Annotated in this window: 19 protein-coding genes; 15 read left to right on the top strand and 4 right to left on the bottom strand. The window is 65.8% G+C overall.

The genetic code is table 11. The features are described 5' to 3' along the window. Positions 1-274 precede the first annotated feature (274 nt). From M5D76_RS02800 to M5D76_RS02865, 14 genes are all read left to right on the top strand, one after another. Positions 275-901, top strand: a complete 627-nt coding sequence (locus M5D76_RS02800) for an adenylate kinase (RefSeq protein ID WP_248921864.1) — start codon at positions 275-277, stop codon at positions 899-901. Beyond that, on the top strand, positions 898-1698 hold the full coding sequence (gene map / locus M5D76_RS02805) for a type I methionyl aminopeptidase (protein ID WP_248921865.1): 801 nt from the start codon (positions 898-900) through the stop codon (positions 1696-1698). Before M5D76_RS02800 ends, map begins: the two co-directional genes overlap by 4 nt. A gap of 273 nt (positions 1699-1971) precedes the next feature. Continuing rightward, on the top strand, positions 1972-2190 hold the full coding sequence (gene infA, locus M5D76_RS02810; protein ID WP_078687477.1) for a translation initiation factor IF-1: 219 nt from the start codon (positions 1972-1974) through the stop codon (positions 2188-2190). 151 nt (positions 2191-2341) lie between these two features. Continuing rightward, positions 2342-2455, top strand: coding sequence for a 50S ribosomal protein L36 (rpmJ, locus tag M5D76_RS02815; RefSeq protein WP_002563183.1), 114 nt, complete (start codon positions 2342-2344; stop codon positions 2453-2455). A 15-nt stretch (positions 2456-2470) separates the two neighbouring features. Next, a complete protein-coding gene (rpsM, locus tag M5D76_RS02820; protein WP_248921866.1) occupies positions 2471-2842 on the top strand; it encodes a 30S ribosomal protein S13 in 372 nt (123 codons plus the stop codon). Positions 2843-2852: 10 nt separating this feature from the next. Next, positions 2853-3251, top strand: a complete 399-nt coding sequence (gene rpsK / locus M5D76_RS02825) for a 30S ribosomal protein S11 (protein WP_248921867.1) — start codon at positions 2853-2855, stop codon at positions 3249-3251. 18 nt (positions 3252-3269) lie between these two features. Next, complete coding sequence (gene rpsD / locus M5D76_RS02830) at positions 3270-3863, top strand: 30S ribosomal protein S4 (protein ID WP_248921868.1); 594 nt, start codon at positions 3270-3272, stop codon at positions 3861-3863. A 23-nt stretch (positions 3864-3886) separates the two neighbouring features. Further along, a complete protein-coding gene (locus tag M5D76_RS02835) occupies positions 3887-4828 on the top strand; it encodes a DNA-directed RNA polymerase subunit alpha (RefSeq protein ID WP_248921869.1) in 942 nt (313 codons plus the stop codon). Between the two features lie 34 nt (positions 4829-4862). Next, positions 4863-5372: a 50S ribosomal protein L17 gene (gene rplQ, locus M5D76_RS02840; protein WP_248921870.1), complete on the top strand. Its 510-nt coding sequence runs from the start codon at positions 4863-4865 to the stop codon at positions 5370-5372. Between the two features lie 70 nt (positions 5373-5442). Beyond that, positions 5443-7047: an ABC transporter ATP-binding protein gene (locus M5D76_RS02845; protein WP_248921871.1), complete on the top strand. Its 1605-nt coding sequence runs from the start codon at positions 5443-5445 to the stop codon at positions 7045-7047. Beyond that, complete coding sequence (locus tag M5D76_RS02850) at positions 7040-7825, top strand: energy-coupling factor transporter transmembrane component T family protein (RefSeq protein ID WP_248921872.1); 786 nt, start codon at positions 7040-7042, stop codon at positions 7823-7825. Before M5D76_RS02845 ends, M5D76_RS02850 begins: the two co-directional genes overlap by 8 nt. Before the next feature lie 91 nt (positions 7826-7916). Further along, positions 7917-8771, top strand: a complete 855-nt coding sequence (gene truA / locus M5D76_RS02855; protein ID WP_248921873.1) for a tRNA pseudouridine(38-40) synthase TruA — start codon at positions 7917-7919, stop codon at positions 8769-8771. 82 nt (positions 8772-8853) lie between these two features. Then, the gene (locus M5D76_RS02860) at positions 8854-9648 is read left to right on the top strand and encodes an LCP family protein (RefSeq protein WP_248921874.1); all 795 of its coding nucleotides are present in this window, start codon (positions 8854-8856) and stop codon (positions 9646-9648) included. A gap of 596 nt (positions 9649-10244) precedes the next feature. Further along, on the top strand, positions 10245-11315 hold the full coding sequence (locus tag M5D76_RS02865) for a glycosyltransferase family 2 protein (RefSeq protein WP_248921875.1): 1071 nt from the start codon (positions 10245-10247) through the stop codon (positions 11313-11315). Between the two features lie 144 nt (positions 11316-11459). On the opposite strand, the gene pyrE is transcribed toward M5D76_RS02865, so the two are convergent. The 4 genes from pyrE to M5D76_RS02885 all read right to left on the bottom strand — a co-directional run bounded on the left by pyrE (position 11460) and on the right by M5D76_RS02885 (position 15059). Next, positions 11460-12143, bottom strand: a complete 684-nt coding sequence (pyrE, locus tag M5D76_RS02870; RefSeq protein ID WP_248921876.1) for an orotate phosphoribosyltransferase — start codon at positions 12141-12143, stop codon at positions 11460-11462. 173 nt (positions 12144-12316) lie between these two features. Continuing rightward, complete coding sequence (gltA, locus tag M5D76_RS02875) at positions 12317-13729, bottom strand: NADPH-dependent glutamate synthase (protein ID WP_248921877.1); 1413 nt, start codon at positions 13727-13729, stop codon at positions 12317-12319. Then, positions 13717-14559: a sulfide/dihydroorotate dehydrogenase-like FAD/NAD-binding protein gene (locus M5D76_RS02880; protein ID WP_248921878.1), complete on the bottom strand. Its 843-nt coding sequence runs from the start codon at positions 14557-14559 to the stop codon at positions 13717-13719. The genes gltA and M5D76_RS02880 overlap by 13 nt, the downstream gene beginning before the upstream one ends. Before the next feature lie 272 nt (positions 14560-14831). Beyond that, on the bottom strand, positions 14832-15059 hold the full coding sequence (locus tag M5D76_RS02885; protein WP_248921879.1) for a helix-turn-helix domain-containing protein: 228 nt from the start codon (positions 15057-15059) through the stop codon (positions 14832-14834). A gap of 296 nt (positions 15060-15355) precedes the next feature. Here M5D76_RS02885 and M5D76_RS02890 point away from each other — a divergent pair, with 296 nt between their 5' ends. Continuing rightward, positions 15356-16153, top strand: coding sequence for a peptide arginase family protein (locus M5D76_RS02890; RefSeq protein WP_248921880.1), 798 nt, complete (start codon positions 15356-15358; stop codon positions 16151-16153). The last annotated feature ends 70 nt before the right edge of the window (positions 16154-16223 follow it).

The raw sequence follows: 16223 nt of genomic DNA on the forward strand, positions 1-16223 counted from the left end.
GGACGTGCTCTTCTCGGCATCTGCCGAACACAGCGTCACCAAGCGGTCGGGCCACGTGCCCGGCCGCTTTTTTCATGCCTGGTGCGCTGGGGGAGGGTGCGGGGCCTCGGCCGCGCTTCGGGTGCGCCGCGCGTGGTTGCGACCACCGAAGTCCCGTGTTTTTCTCGCACGCGACGTTGGTGACGTGGGGTCGGATGGGTAGACTGGTGTCGTCGGCTGCGGCCGGCGCATGTCATACGAACGCATGAACGTGATTCGAAAGGCGGTCTAGCGCATGAACATCGTTCTTCTTGGAGCTCCCGGTGCCGGCAAGGGCACCCAGGCCCAAAAGCTCGTCGCGGACTACGGCGTCGCTCACATCTCCACCGGCGACCTGCTCCGTGCGGCCGTCAAGGCCGAGAGCAAGCTGGGCAAGGAGGCCAAGGGTTACATGGACGCCGGCCAGCTGGTTCCCGACCAGCTCGTGATCGACCTCGTCAAGGAGCGTCTCCAGGCCGACGACGCCAAGAAGGGCTTCATCCTCGACGGCTTCCCGCGCAACACCCAGCAGGCGGTCGTGCTCGGCAGCGAGCTTGAGGACATGGGCATCGAGCTCGACGCTGCTCTTCTCGTCGACGTTGCCTCCGACGTGATCATCAAGCGCCTGAGCTCGAGGCGCACGTGCAAGGCCTGCGGCTACACCGCGCCCGCCGGCGTCGACGTCTGCCCGCGCTGCGGCGGCGAGATGTACCAGCGTGACGACGACAAGCCCGAGACCATCGCCAAGCGCCTCGACACCTACGAGAAGCAGACGGCGCCCCTCGTGGAGTACTACTCTGGCAACAACATCCTCAAGAAGGTCGACGGCGACCGTCCCGTCGACGAGGTCTACGCTGACGTCAAGGAGCTTCTGGGTCTATGATTCACATCAAGACGAAGGAGGACATGCTCGAGTACAAGGCTACTGCGGGCTGCCTCTCCAAGCAGGCACTGCGCGTCGCCGGAGCCATGATCAAGCCCGGCGTCTCCACGCGCGAGATCGACGCGGCCGTCGAGGGCTTCATCCGCCTGCACGGCGCCACGCCCGGCTTCAAGGGCTACGGTGGCTTCCCCGGCAGCGTCTGCGCGTCGGTCAACGAGCAGATCGTCCACGGCATCCCCTCGCCCGAGGTGTTCCTGAACGACGGTGACATCATCTCGATCGACGTGGGCGCCAACAAGTGCGGCTGGGCCGGCGACAACGCCTGGACCTTCTACGTCGGCAACGTCTCCGACGAGGTCAAGGGCCTCTGCGAGTGCACGCGCGACTGCCTCAAGGCCGGCATCGAGCAGGCCGTCCCCGGCAACCACCTGGGCGACATCGGCTTTGCCGTGCAGGAGCTTGCCGAGAGCAACGGCTACGGCGTCGTCCGCGAGTACGTGGGCCACGGCGTCGGGCACGACATGCACGAGGACCCCAACGTCCCCAACTACGGCAAGAAGGGCCGCGGCGTCAGGCTGCAGGCGGGCATGATCATCGCGATCGAGCCCATGATCACCCTCGGCACCCACGCCAACCACGTGCTCAACAACGGCTGGACGGTCGTCACCAACGACGGCAAGCCCGCCGCGCACTACGAGAACACGATCGGCATCACCGAGGACGGCCCGATGATCCTCACCGAGGACGACCTGGGTCCCTGGTGCGCCATGCAGGGCGGGGAGCAGGGCGCCGAGTAGCGTCTCGCCTCCTCCACAAGCTCGCACGTATCGCCCGCCGCCTGGACCTCGCGTCTGGGCGGCGGGTCTTGTCTGCGGAGCCAAGGACTCGAGTGCCCTTGGCGCTGTAAGGTCGCGTCCTCGAGGCCATTTCGGGCGCGCGTCTGCCGCAGGACGGGGCGCACCCGTCGCGACGTGGCGAAATCTTGTGGAAGAACCGTGCAACGTGGACGCCAGGCTGCACTTTATGTAAGATATTCAGTCGCTGTAACTTTCAGGGAGAAAGTAGGTAGGGTGAGCAAACAAGCAGGAATCGAGCTGGAGGGCACCGTACTCGAGCCCCTTCCCAATGCGATGTTCAACGTCGAGCTCGAAAATGGCAAGGTCATCCTTTGCACCATTTCCGGCAAGATTCGCATGAACTACATTCGAATCCTTCCCGGGGACAAGGTCGTCGTGGAGATCTCTCCGTATGATCTCACGCGCGGCCGCATCACCTATCGCTACAAGTAGGCCCTGCAGCCATCTTAGGGTGCCCCGGCACCTACCAGCCACGTTCGGATATTCACGCCTGCGGCTGGGCGAGTAGATAGAGGCCTGGCAGCTCCACCTGCCTCGCCAGAAGCACCACCAGTTCGTGTAGTACTTACGGAAGGAAACGCATATGAAGGTACGTCCTTCGGTCAAGAAGATGTGCGACAAGTGCAAAGTCATCCGTCGCCATGGCAAGGTTTACGTGATCTGCGAGAACCCTCGCCACAAGCAGCGTCAGGGCTAAGAGAGGAGCTCGAAGTTGGCACGTATCAATGGTGTCGACCTGCCGCGTGACAAGCGCGTCGAGGTCGGTCTTACGTATCTCTATGGCATTGGTCAGACCCGCGCAACGAAGATCTGCGCTGAGACCGGTGTGAACCCCGATACCCGCGTCAAGGACCTCACCGAGGACGAGGTGACCAAGATTCGCGACTTCATCGACGCGAACTACACCACCGAGGGTGACCTCCGTCGCGAGGTTCGTCAGAACACTGCCCGCCTGATGGAGATCGGCTGCTACCGCGGCCTCCGTCACCGCAAGGGCCTCCCTGTCCATGGTCAGCGCACCCACACTAACGCTCGCACCCGCAAGGGCAAGAAGCGTCAGATCGGTGCCAAGAAGCGCGGTTAGGGAGTAAAGCATGCCTAAGAAGAACCAGCGCACCACGCGCGTCCGTCGCGCCGAGCGCAAGAACATTTCCGTGGGTCAGGCCCACATCAAGAGCACGTTCAACAACACGATCATCACGATCACCGACCCCCAGGGCAACGTCATCGCCTGGCAGTCTGGTGGTACCGTCGGCTTCAAGGGCTCCCGTAAGTCCACTCCGTTCGCGGCCCAGGTCGCGGCCGAGGCCTGCGCCAAGGCAGCAATGGAGCACGGCCTTCACAAGGTCGTCGTGTTCGTGAAGGGTCCCGGTTCCGGTCGCGAGACCGCCGTTCGTTCCCTCCAGGCCGCTGGCCTCGAGGTTTCGGGCATCCAGGACAAGACCCCCATCGCACACAACGGCTGCCGCCCCAAGAAGCGTCGTCGTAACTAGTAGGGAAGGACAGTAGCAATGGCAATTGATAGGACCCCTGTCCTTAAGAGGTGCCGCCAGCTTGACATCGATCCGATCGTCATGGGCATCAACAAGAAGTCTAACCGCCAGCCCAAGCGCCGTCGTCGCCAGGAGAGCGAGTACGGCATGCAGCTGCGCGAGAAGCAGAAGGCCAAGTTCATCTACGGCGTGCTCGAGAAGCAGTTCCGTGGCTACTACGACCAGGCCAAGAAGATGAACGGCGTCACCGGCGACAACCTGATGGCTCTTCTCGAGCTCCGTCTCGACAACGTCGTGTTCCGCCTCGGCTTCGCCCGCACCCGCAAGGAGGCCCGTCAGACCGTCCGTCACGGCCACATCACCGTGAACGGCCGTCGCGTCGACATCCCCTCCTACCGCGTGAAGGCTGGCGACGTCGTCGCCGTCGCCGCCAAGGCGAAGGACCTTCTCCCCATCAAGGAGGCCCTCATCTCCTCCGAGCACATGGCCGTTCCCGCTTGGCTTGAGGTTGACATCGAGAAGCTCCAGGGCACCGTTCTCCAGGTCCCCGTGCGTGACCAGATCGACCTCGAGATCGACGCTCAGCTCATCGTCGAGCTCTACTCCAAGTAAACCTGAGACGGTAGGAGGTATTCATGTCCGAATTCATCCGACCGCAGGTGTCGGTAGAGGAGATCTCCGACAACCTCGCCCGCGTCAGCGCCGAGCCGCTTGAGCGCGGCTACGGCTCCACGCTCGGCAACTCGCTGCGTCGCGTGCTGCTCTCCTCTCTCGAGGGTGCGGCCGTCGAGGCCATCCAGATCGATGGCGTGCAGCACGAGTTCACGACCGTCGAGGGCGTCTACGAGGACGTCACCGACATCGTGCTCAACGTCAAGGGGCTCGTGTTCCGCAGCAACGGCATGGGCGATGAGGCTACCGCCTCCATCTCGATTGATGGTCCCTGCACGGTGACCGGCGGCGACTTCCGCATCCCCGCCGAGTTCGACCTCATCAACAAGGACCACGTCATCTGCACCCTCGGCGAGGGCGCTCACCTGAGCATGCAGATGCGCATCGGCACCGGTCGCGGCTACGTGTCCGGCGACGACAACGAGCGTGACGCCGATCCGATCGGCATCATCCACGTCGACTCGCTGTACTCTCCCGTGCGCCGTTGCGCCAGGGCGATCGAGCCCTGCCGCGTTGGCCAGCACACCAACTACGACCGCCTCGTGCTCGAGGTCGAGACCAACGGCTCGATCTCCCCGCGTGACGCCGTGGTCGAGGCTGCCAACATCATCAACCAGCACATGGCTGCCTTCATGACCCTCGCTGACGAGGAGGAGCCCGTCGAGGACACCTCCATCTTCGCCAGCGGCGTCGAGGAGGACAACACCGAGCTCGACAAGCAGATCGAGGACCTGGACCTCTCGGTTCGCTCCTACAACTGCCTGAAGCGCGCCGGCATCCACGCCGTCCGCCAGCTGGTTGAGTTCTCCGAGAACGACCTGCTCAACATCCGCAACTTCGGCGTCAAGTCCATCGAGGAAGTCAAGGACAAGCTCGAGTCCATGGGCCTCGGCCTCAAGGCTTAGTTCGCCGTACGTTTTACTGAGGAGTAGCTAGAACATGCGACACAACAAGAAGAGGGGTATGAAGCTCGGCACCGACGCCAGCCATACCAAGGCAATGAAGAAGAGCCTGATCGTCTCCCTTCTCGCCAACGACCGCATCAAGACCCTCGAGCCGCGCGCCAAGGCCATCCGTGGCGACGTGGACCGAGTGATCACCTGGGCCAAGAAGGGCGACCTGCACTCTCGTCGCCTCGCCATCGCCAAGGTGGGCGACAAGGAGGTCGTGCGCGAGGTCTTCGACAAGGCCGCTCAGGGCATGTGGGCCGACCGCAACGGCGGCTACACCCGCATCCTCAAGCTTGGCCCCCGCAAGGGTGACAACGCCGAGGTCGTCATCATCGAGCTCGTGACCGAGCCCGTCGCGCCCAAGGCCGCTAAGACCTCCGTCAAGAAGGTCGAGAAGGTCGCCGAGAAGGTCGAGGAGACCGAGGAGGCCGAGAAGGTCGAGGAGGCTCCCGCCGAGGAGGCCGCCGAGGCCAAGGCCGAGGAGACCGACGCCGAGTAGGCTCGTCTCATACGCTTGATTCTCAAGGGGGAGGTCCGGTCGGGCCTCCCCCTTGCTGTAGGAAGGAAGCATGCTTCGCCTGAGTGACATCGAGTTTGCGTACCCGCGCTCCGAGCGCGTGCTGTGCGGCGCCTCGCTAGAGGTGGCGCCGGGCGAGCATGTGGTGCTGCTCGGGAGCAACGGCTGCGGAAAGTCGACGCTCGCGCGGCTTGCCAACGGCTCGATCGAGCCTGCGGCGGGCCTCGTCGAGGTGGACGGCGAGGTGTCGCGCGAGGGGGCGAGGCGCACCTTCTTCGAGGAGGTGGGCTACGTCCAGCAGGACCCGCGGGCGCAGCTCGTCACGTCGAGCGTGCGCGACGAGGTCGCCTTCGGGCCGCGCAACCTCAGGCTCGAGGCCGCAGAGGTCGAGCGTCGCGTGGGTCGTGCGCTCGAGGCGTGCGACCTGGAGAGGCTCGCGGACCGTTCGGTGATGGAGCTCTCGGGCGGGCAGCAGCAGCGGCTCGCTTTTGCGGGCGTGCTGGCCATGGAGCCGCGCTACCTGGTGCTCGACGAGGTGTCGGCGCAGCTGGACTCTGCCGCTCGCGAGCTCGTGGCCGACCTCGTGCGGCGCGTGTGCGCCGCGGGGCGCGGCGTGCTCGAGATCACGCACCTCGTCGAGGACGTGCTGCGCGCCGACCGCGTGCTCGTGATGGACGCGGGGCGCATCGCGTGGGAGGGCTCGCCTGACGCCCTCCTGCGCGACGAAGAGGCGCTTTCGCTCTCGGGGCTGCGCGGCGCCGGCCTGGACGCGCTTGCGGCGCTTGCGCGCGCGGGCATGGACGTTGCGGGCGCAGACGCAGCCGCCATGGGGCGCTTCGCGGAGGAGAGGGGCCTTGGGGCGAGGCTGCAGGCTCTTCTCGGCGGCGAGGGGCGCGAGCATGGCGACGAGGCGTCTGAGGGGCTCGTGGTCGAGGACGCGTCGTTTGCGTACGGGCACGGGGCGTCGCGGCACGTCGCGCTGTCGCACATGCGGCTTGCGGCGCCGTGCGGGGCGGTGACGCTCGTGGTGGGCGCGTCGGGGTCGGGCAAGACCACGGCGTCGCTGGTCGCGGCGGGGCTGCTCGAGGCCGAGGGCTCTCCCGCGACGCTTGCGGGGCGCGTCGTGCGCGCTGGTGACGTGGGGCTGTCGCTGCAGCGTCCGGATGACCAGCTGTTTGCGAACAGCGTGCTTGCGGACGTGTCGTTCGGGCCTGCGAATCGTGGGCTGGCCGCGGAGGAAGCCGATCGCGTGGCGCGCGATGCGCTGGCGGAGCTCGGCGTGGACGAGGCGCTGTTTGCGAAGAACCCGCTGGCGCTCTCGGGCGGGCAGCGCAGGCGCGTGGCGCTTGCGGGCATCTGCGCGATGCAGGCCGCGGCCTACGTGTTCGACGAGCCGACGGCTGGCCTCGACGGGGCCGGGCGCGAGCTGATGCGCTCGGTGGCGCTGAGGCTCGCGCGTCAGGGCGACGCGGTGGTCGTGGTGACCCACGACGCGGACGAGTGGCTGCACCTCGCGTCGCGGATCGCCTTCGTGGCGGACAGCGCCGTCGTTCGCGAGGTCGACCTTGAGAGCGCGCGGCCGACGCGCGCGGACTTCGAGGCGGTAGGCCTGGTGGCGCCGCTGGCGCTTCGGCTCGGGGAGGTGCTTCATGGCTAGGTCGATTCCCCTTGGCGCCTACGTCTCGGGGCACACGGCGCTGCACGACGTCGACGCGCGCGCGAAGCTGTTCGCGCTGCTGGCGCTCAGCGTCGCCGCGTTCGTCGCACGCACGCCGTGGGCGCTGGCCCTTCTCGTCGTCGCGCTCGTGGCGCTGCTGCGCGTCGCGCGCATTGGTGCGAGTGCGCTCGCGAGTGCGGTCAAGCCGACCGCCGTGGTCCTGGCGTTCGCTCTTCTCGCCAACACGATCGTGGTGGACGGCAGCTTTGACGTGCAGATAATCGGGTACGTGGGCATCGAGCTCGACGGCCTGGCGAGGGGCGCGGTGGCGGTGTTGCGCATCGTGCTGCTCGTGGGGTTCGTGTGCGTGGTGACGGCGACGACGTCGTCGGCCGACGTGGCGCGCTCGCTCGTGTGCGTGCTGCGGCCGCTGGCGCGCGTGGGCGTGCCCGTGGGCGACGTGGCGATGATCGTGGGCATGGCGCTGCGCTTCCTGCCCGAGGCGATGGGGGAGTTCGACCGCATCGTGCTGGCGCAGCGGGCGCGTGGCGCCAGGTTCGGCGAGGGGTCGGTGCGCGTGCGGCTCTCGCGGTGGGCGAGCGTGCTCGTGCCGCTCGTGGTGGGGCTGTTCGACCGCGCTGACGAGCTGGCCCTGGCCATGCGCGACCGCTGCTACTCCGGCGCGGGCGGCATGGTCATGGAGGCGCGCATGGGCGCGCGCGACGTGGCGCTGGCGCTCGGCTCGCTGGCGCTGGCCGTGGCGTGCGCGCTGCTGTAGGCGCGTGTGGGCCGGACGCGTGGCCGGCGGATATACTGCAGTGACGTGCGGGGCGACGGCGCCTCGCGCGAGCGTGAAGGGACTTTCTGGCATGGGCGATGTGATGACGAGCGAGGCCGCGGGCGGCACCGAGGCGTGCGCGGGCACGCTGGCGCTGACGGTGGGCTATCGCGGCGCAGACTTCTGCGGCTACGCCGAGCAGCCCGGGCAGCGCACGGTGCAGGGCGAGCTCAGGCGCGCGCTCGAGGTCGCGCTCAGGCGGCCCGTCGAGATGGAGTGCGCCGGGCGCACCGACGCCGGCGTGCACGCGATCGGGCAGTGCGTGAGCGTGCCGCTCGTGGAGGGCGACCTCGTGCGCGAGGGGCGCAGGTTGCGCTCGTCGCTCGTGGCGCTCACGCCCGACGACCTCTCGATCGGTCCGCTCTATCGCGCGATGGCGGGCTTCTCGGCGCGCTTCGACGCGCAGGCGAGGAGCTATCGCTACCGCATGAGTTGCGGGCCCGCGCGCCCGGTGCTCGCGTGGGACCACGCGTGGTGGCTGCGCACGGTTGCCGACCTCGACGTCGGCGCCATGGACAAGGCGGCCCAGGCGCTCGTGGGCGAGCATGACTTCAGGAGCTTCTGTAAGGCGACCTCGGCGCACCTGCTCGAGGCCGACGGCCGCTCGACGTCGCGCTGCCTCGAGAGCGTCCGCGTGAGCCGCGAGCGCGAGGCGGGGGAGGACCTCGTGGTGGTGGACGTGCGTGGCAACGCCTTCCTGCACAACATGGTGCGCATCATCGTGGGGAGCCTCGTCGAGGTGGGGCGCGGCCATCGCGACGCCGCGTGGCTCGCCGCGGCCCTCGAGGCGCGCGACAGGCGCGCCGCAGGCCCCACGGCCCCGGCAGAGGGGCTGACGTTCGTTGGCGTCGACTACGTGGAGGGCGCTCTTCTCCCCTGGGCGTAAGCCCCTCGCGCGCACTCGCCAGGGCAGATTCGCTATCATTTTCAGGAGGGCGCCCGCCGGCGCGGGCTCGTTAGGAGGAAGCATGCTCTTCAGGAAGCGCGAGCGATTCGAACGCACCGACGTCTGGTCGTATGACCCCAAGTACAACTACCTGGCCATCGGCGTGCTCGTCGTGGTGTTCGTCGCGTTTGGCATCCTGATCGCGACGCTGTGGTCGAAGGCGAGCAAGCCCATCCGCCTGGGCGACTCGAACCTGACCTCGGCCGTCAAGACGCAGAACAGCGCCTCGGCGCCCGCGGGCTACTCCTTCTCGGGCGACAAGTTCACCAACGTGCTCGTGCTCACCGTCGACGACGCGGCCGCGGCCAAGCCCGCGCTCCAGAAGGCGTCGATCCTCGCGATCGACACCACCGCGCACAGCGCGACGGCGGCCAACCTTCCGCTGGACACCAAGGTCGTGACCGGCGAGGCCCCCGTGACGCTTGCGGACCTCTACGCCAACCAGGGCGCGTCGGCCTGCGTGGCGCCGCTTGCCACGGCCGCCAACCTGCGCATGACGCACGTCGTGGTCTCGACCGACGACGTCTGGAACAAGATCGCGTCGCTCAAGGGCGCGGGGCTCTCGGCGATTCTCGGCTCCTCGGCCGACCTTCTGGCGCAGATCAACACCGACATGGGCATCGGCGAGCTTCTGGACCTCGCCGAGCAGGTGCAGTCCATCGGCGTCAGCACCTTCAAGCACATCGACGCCCCGGTCAATCCCGAGGACAACGGTGCCGGCGGCACTTGGTCGGTCATCGACCAGAACAACCTCGGTGCGCAGCTCGGGCTTCTCGTTGCCGACGAGCCGCAGCAGCAGGAGGACGAGGGCGAGTAGGGGAGCGCGACGGCCCCGTCCGTGCAGCGACGATTACTCGAATTACGGAATCGACGCATTTTATTACTGAGATTTCAGAATCGACGCAGATAATTACTCGGATTACAGATTTGACACCGCCGATTACTGAGATTTCAGAAAAGTCACCTTCAATTACTCGAATTACAGAATCGACACCGCCCTCCAGACGGCTGCTTTCACAGGGCTGCAGGTAGGTTGCCTGCGCAGCCCCCACAGCAGTCCCTCGGGGTGCGTCCTTTCCGTAATCTGAGTAATCGGCGGTGTCGATTCCGAAATCTCAGTAATTATCTGCGTCCTTTCCGTAATCTGAGTAATTCTCTGCGTCCATTCCGTAATCTCGCGAATCGCGGCTGTGGGCATGCTTGAACTCCCGCCGCAATCCATGCGCTCCCGCATGAATCGCACGTACGGTGCGTGTTTGTGAATATGCTGTATTCCGCTGGAGTACACGGGGCGTGCACAACCTCGACCGCACACTGGTACATAATCGAAATCGATTCACGCCCCGCCTCGCGCGGCGGCATCTTTGACTTAATTAGGTACGGAGCCCGTCCGTAGTCTGGAGACTTCGAGTAATGAGTCCAGCACTGCCCAAGATTTCGATCATCATGCCCGCCTACAACGTCGACAGGTACGTGCGACGCGCCGTAGAGAGCCTGCAGCACCAGAGGTTCGAGGACTGGGAGCTCCTCGCCGTAGACGACGGCTCCACCGATCGCACCGGACAGATCCTCGACTCCATCGCCGACCGCGACATTCGCGTCACGGTCATCCACCAGGACAACGCCGGCGCCCCCGCGGCCCGCAACAACGCCCTCGACCGCGCCCGCGGCACCTACGTCATGTTCATGGACGCCGACGACTGGGCCGAGCCCCAGATGCTCGGCGACATGGTCCGCGTGGGTGACGAGAACGACCTCGAGCTCGTCGTCTCGGGCTTCTACATCGACACCTACTACGGTTCGGCCGACCAGCACACCTCCGAGGTGAAGAACTGCCCTGACCGCATCTTCGAGACCCAGCAGGAGTTCCGCGCGGCGGCATGGCGCCTCTTTGACGCCAACCAGCTCTATCCGCCCTGGAACAAGCTGTTCCGCCGCGACCGCATCGAGCGCATCGGCCTGCGCTTCCGCCCCACCTTCTGGGACGACTTCCCCTTCGTGCTCGACTACATCCGCGACGTGGAGAAGGTCGGCGTCATCTCGCGCCCGTACTACCACTTCATCCGCCAGCGCAGCGAGTCCGAGACCGCCCGTTGGCGCCCGGACATGTACGACAAGCGCGAGGAGGAGCACGGCTGGATGCTCGACCTCTACCGCCACTGGGGGCTCGAGGGCGACCCCGCGAGCATGGAGATGGTTCAGCGTCGCTACATCGAGCGCCTCGTCGGCTGCATCGAGAACGTCTGCAACCCGCAGTGCAACCTCCCCGAGGACGAGAAGCTCGCCCAGATCGAGGCCATGATCTCCAGCGAGCGCGCCCAGGTCGCCGTCGCGGTCGCGCGCCCGCGCACCCGCATGATGAAGATGATGCTCGCGCCCATCCGCAAGCGCGACGTCCGCATGGCCTACCGTGAGGGCAAATTCATCTCCTTCGTGAAGCGCCACAACACGCGCGTCTTCGCGACCCTCAAGGCCAACCGCTAGCGTCGGTCCCAACGGCAACGAACAAGGGCGAGGCTCCCTCGGGATGCCTCGCCCTTTTCCATCTCACGCATGCCTGCGACGCCCCACGCGGGCGAGAAGAGCCTACCCCTCGCCCCGCGGCCTGGCCTCGCCCCGCGGCCGCACCTAGTCGCGCGCGCCGTACTGCTCGTAGTACGCGTCGATCGCGGCCTTGAGCTCGTCGTCGATCACGACGCGCCCGCCGACCTCGCGGCCGTGCAGCTCCTCGACGACCTCGGCCATGCTCACGATGCTCGCCACCGGGAAGCCGTAGCGCTCCTGGATCTCGCGCTGCGCGCTGTGGACGCCCCCGCGGCCGACCTCCATGCGGTTGAGCGACACCATGAGCCCCACGACCTCCACGTCGGCGGCGGCCTTGAGCTTCGGGTACGTCTCGTCGATCGACTTGCCCGACGTCGTCACGTCCTCGACGATGACCACGCGATCGCCGTCCGCAAGCTCGGCGCCCAGGAGCTGGCCCTTGTCCGCGCCGTGGTCCTTGGCCTCCTTGCGGTCCGAGCAGTAGCGCACCTCGCGCCCGAACAGCTCGTGGTACGCGATCGCGGTCACCACGGCCAGGGGAATGCCCTTGTACGCCGGCCCGAACACGACGTCGAAGTCGTCGCCGAAGCTCTCGTGGATCGCGCGGGCGTACGCGCGCCCCAGCCTCATCAGCTGCTCGCCGGTCACGTAGGCGCCCGCGTTCATGAAGAACGGCGACGTCCGCCCGCTCTTGAGCGTGAAGCTGCCAAACTTGAGCACGTCGCTCTCAACCATGAACTCGATGAACTCGCGCTTGTAGTCCTGCATGAGGCCTCCCTGCGGCGCCCGCGCGCCTATCGCCAAATCGTCTCGAACCATCTTATCGCAGGGGCGCCCCACACGCCGCATGCGGCCGAGAAGAGCAAAGGGGCGCCCCCGACACATTGCGGGGACGCCCCTCTCTCGCTCTTGCGACGCTCGTGCTCGCCTTCGGGTCTGCCTTACTCCTGGCCCGTGAGCACGGTCGTCATGTCGGCCGCGGCCGCCTTGCCGGCGCCCATGGCCAGAATGACCGTGGCGGCGCCGGTCACGATGTCGCCGCCAGCCCAGATCTTCGGGTTGGAGGTGCGGCCGGTCTTCTCGTCGGCCACGATGTAGCCCCACTTGTTGAGCTCCATGCCGCCGATCTTCTTGGCGAACGGGTTGGCGTTGGTGCCGATGGCCGAGATCGCCACGTCGCAGGGGATCTCCTCGATGGCGCCCTCGATGGGCACCGGGCGGCGACGGCCGCTCTCGTCGGGCTCGCCGAGCTCCATCTTCTGGACGCGCACGCCGCAGACGTTGCCGTCCTCGCCCTTGAGGAACTCGAGCGGCGACACCAGGGGCATGACCTCGACGCCCTCGGCCTTCGCGTGGTGGAGCTCGGCCTTACGGGCGGGCATCTCGTCCTCGGTGCGGCGGTACGCGATGATCGCGCGCTCGGCGCCCAGGCGCTTGGCCGTGCGGACGGCGTCCATGGCGACGTTGCCGCCGCCGAAGACGATGACCTGCTTGCCGTGCTTGGTCGGCGTGTCGAACTCGGGGAACTGGTTCGCCTTCATGAGGTTCACGCGCGTGAGGTACTCGTTCGCGAAGAAGACGTTCGGCAGGTTCTCGCCGGGGATGTTGAGGAACTTGGGCAGGCCGGCGCCGGTCGCCACGTAGATGGCGTCGAAGCCCTTCTCGCCCAGCAGCTCCTCGGCGTCGGCGAGGTTGCCCATGACGGAGTTGAACTCGAACTTGACGCCCATCTCCTTGAGGCCGTCGATCTCGCGCTTGACGACCGCCTTGGGCAGACGGAACTCGGGAATGCCGTAGACCAGCACGCCGCCGCCGGTGAAGAACGCTTCGAACACGGTGACGTCGAAGCCGTTGCGCGCGAGCTCGCCGGCACAGGTGATGCCGGAGGGGCCCGAGCCGATGACGGCGACCTTCATGCCGTTCGCGGGCTTCATCTCGGGCTTGCTCGCGAGCTCGGGCTGATCGCCCAGGAAGCGCTCGAGCTGGCCGATGGCGACCGGCTCGCTCTTCTTGCCGCGGATGCACTTGCCCTCGCACTGCGTCTCCTGCGGGCAGACGCGGCCGCAGATGGCGGGCAGCATCGAGGACTCGCGGATGATGTCGAGACCGGCGCCGAAGTCCTTCTCGTAGATCTTCTCGATGAACGCGGGGATGTTGATGTTGACGGGGCAGCCCTCGACGCAGAGCGGCTTCTTGCACCTCAGGCAGCGCGCCGCCTCGGCGACGGCCATTTCCTCGGTGAAGCCGCGGTCGACCGGGCGGAAGTCGCGGGCGCGCTCCTCGGCGCTCTCCTCGTTGTCAGCAGTGCGGGGTGCCTTCATGTCGGCGACCCAACGGCCGTTTACCTCTGGCATGCGCAGTTCGCCTCCTCATAGGCCTTGAGGGACTGGCCCTCCTCGGTACGGTACGCGGCCTGACGGGCGCGCAGGTCGTCCCAGTCGACCTTGGTCGCGTCGAAGTCGGGCCCGTCGACGCAGGCGAACTTGGTCTCGCCCGCGATCTCGACGCGGCAGCAGCCGCACATGCCGGTGCCGTCGACCATGATGGGGTTGAGCGACGCCGTGATCGGGCAGTCGAACTTCTCGGCCGTGAGCGTCGAGAACTTCATCATCGGCACGGGGCCGACGCAGAAGACCTGGTCGACGGCCTTGGCCTCGAGCAGGCGCTCGAGCGGCGCGGTGACCACGCCCTTCTCGCCGTAGGAGCCGTCGTCGGTCGTGATGTGCACGTGGTCCTCGGGCAGGATCGAGCGGAACTGGTCCTCGAGCAGCAGCAGGTCCTTGGTGCGGGCGCCCATGATGGCGTGCACCTCGTGGCCGGTCTCGACGAGCTGGCGCGCGACGGGGAACGCGATCGCGAGGCCCACGCCGCCGCCGATGACGCACCAGGTGCCGGGGCCCATCTCGGTGGGCTGACCCAGGGGCCCGGTCACGTCGAGCAGGGAGTCGCCCTCCTCGTAGCGCGAGAGCATGGTGGTCGTCTTGCCGACGACCATGAAGATGAACTCGACCCAGCCCTCCTCGGCGTTCCAGTCCGCGAACGTGAACGGCACGCGCTCGCCGCACTCGTTCGGGCGCACCATGAGGAACTGGCCGGCATGGGCATGCTTGGCCATCTCCGGTGCCTCGATGCGGAACTTGAACACCTTCTCGGAGAACTGCGTCTTCTCGAGGATCCTGTACATCAACGAACTCCTCTCACAAACACTGACGCCGCGGAAACATCCGCATTTCCTTGCTGCGCCACGCTGGCGCAGCCCACAAGCCAACATGTTAGCCATTGCGCGGTCGACCCACGCCGACAGATGTGCGTGCGGGTGCATAAATTGGCCGAATCGTTTCATACGCCAGGCGAGAGGAGCATGCCCCTCGGCTGCGGCCCCATCGGGGACCGTCATATGTCTTTTGTTGTGAGCGAGGGAGTGGGTGAGCGACGCCCCATGCCTGCCTCTGAGCCCTACTTGAACGTGACGAGGTCGGAGACCTTCGTGTTGAGTCCGGCGGCGATGCGCTCCAGCATGTCGAAGGTGGGGCTCGCCTGAGCCGACTCCACGTTGGCCAGGTGCGTCTTGCTGATGCCGATCATGAGCGAGAAGTTGCGGATCGAGTATCCCTGCTCGATCCTGAGGGCCTTGATGCGCCGGGCCAGCTCCTCGCGATGCGAATTGTATTCGACGGCAACCATGCACCGATAGTAGGGGCGAGGTGAGTTGATTCGTACCACTAAAGTGGTACAGTATTTGATGACATGGCCAGAAACGCCGCACGCATCGCGTCTACCTGCATTATTGCCGGGACAACGAGCGTGCGGTTTTGCGCTCTACCGCCAGAATAACCTCCCTCGCCGTCGCGGCGATACCGCCTGACGCGCGAGGCCCAGACCGACTGGATCGCTTCGATTGGACGCCTGGCCGAGTAATCGGCCCGCACGGAATGGTTCGGCTGTCGGATGCCCCGTCATCCGTTGAAGGGGAGGTTGCGATGAGAGTATTAGACCTTGACATGGATTACTTTCTCGACTGTCCGGTCTACTTTCCCTCGGATCACGACTTGGGAGTCAGGCCTACCAACGAGAAGTACGTCAACAGCGTATGGCCCGAGAATCGGGTCCGCGCTTTCCTCGAGCAAAATCTCGGGCTTTCTCGAGCGCGCAGGATACCGGGTCGAGTTGTGGTGAAGCATAACGAGTCGTTGCTGCGCTGGGAGGAGCTGGTCGATGAGGGGCGTCTGGATACGCCGTTCTCGGTCGTTCACGTTGACTCTCATGCCGACCTCGGCCTCGGAGTTAATAACGCGGCCATATGGGATGTTTTGCACAGAGACGTTAGGTTGCGAGCGCCGAAGTACTGCAAACGTATCGATGTGGATGGTAGGTTTTTTAACATCGACCAGGGGAACTATCTCCTGTATGCGATTGCCGCACGGTGGATTGATGAGTTGGTCTATTGCGCCAACCCAAACGGCGATCACTATGACATCCCAGACCAGCCGAACGGGCTTGGCGATCCGCCTCTTGTAGAAATAAGCAAGGGACTTAAGGAGAAAGCCGAAATGGGGCTGTCTTGCGATGGCAAGTTACGCCTCAATGCGTCGTTGGATGGTACGGAGCAGATGGGCGGAGAGCCCGTAGTGGGCTTCAGAATCGTTCCGACAGTCGAGGGGGTTCGTTTCAACGGCGACTTCGATTACGTGGTTCTTGCTCAATCGCCTGCCTATACGCCTGAAAACGCCGACTTCATCATGGATGTCTTCAGGGAGTACATCGAAGACGACGAGTGAGAGCGCGTGGGGTGTGTCAGTGGTTATGGACGGCGCGTCTCGTTATGGGCAACGAAAAGAGAGTGCGGCA

The sequence above is a fragment of the Olsenella intestinalis genome (genome assembly GCF_023276655.1).
GTDB classification, from domain to species: domain Bacteria; phylum Actinomycetota; class Coriobacteriia; order Coriobacteriales; family Atopobiaceae; genus Olsenella_J; species Olsenella_J intestinalis.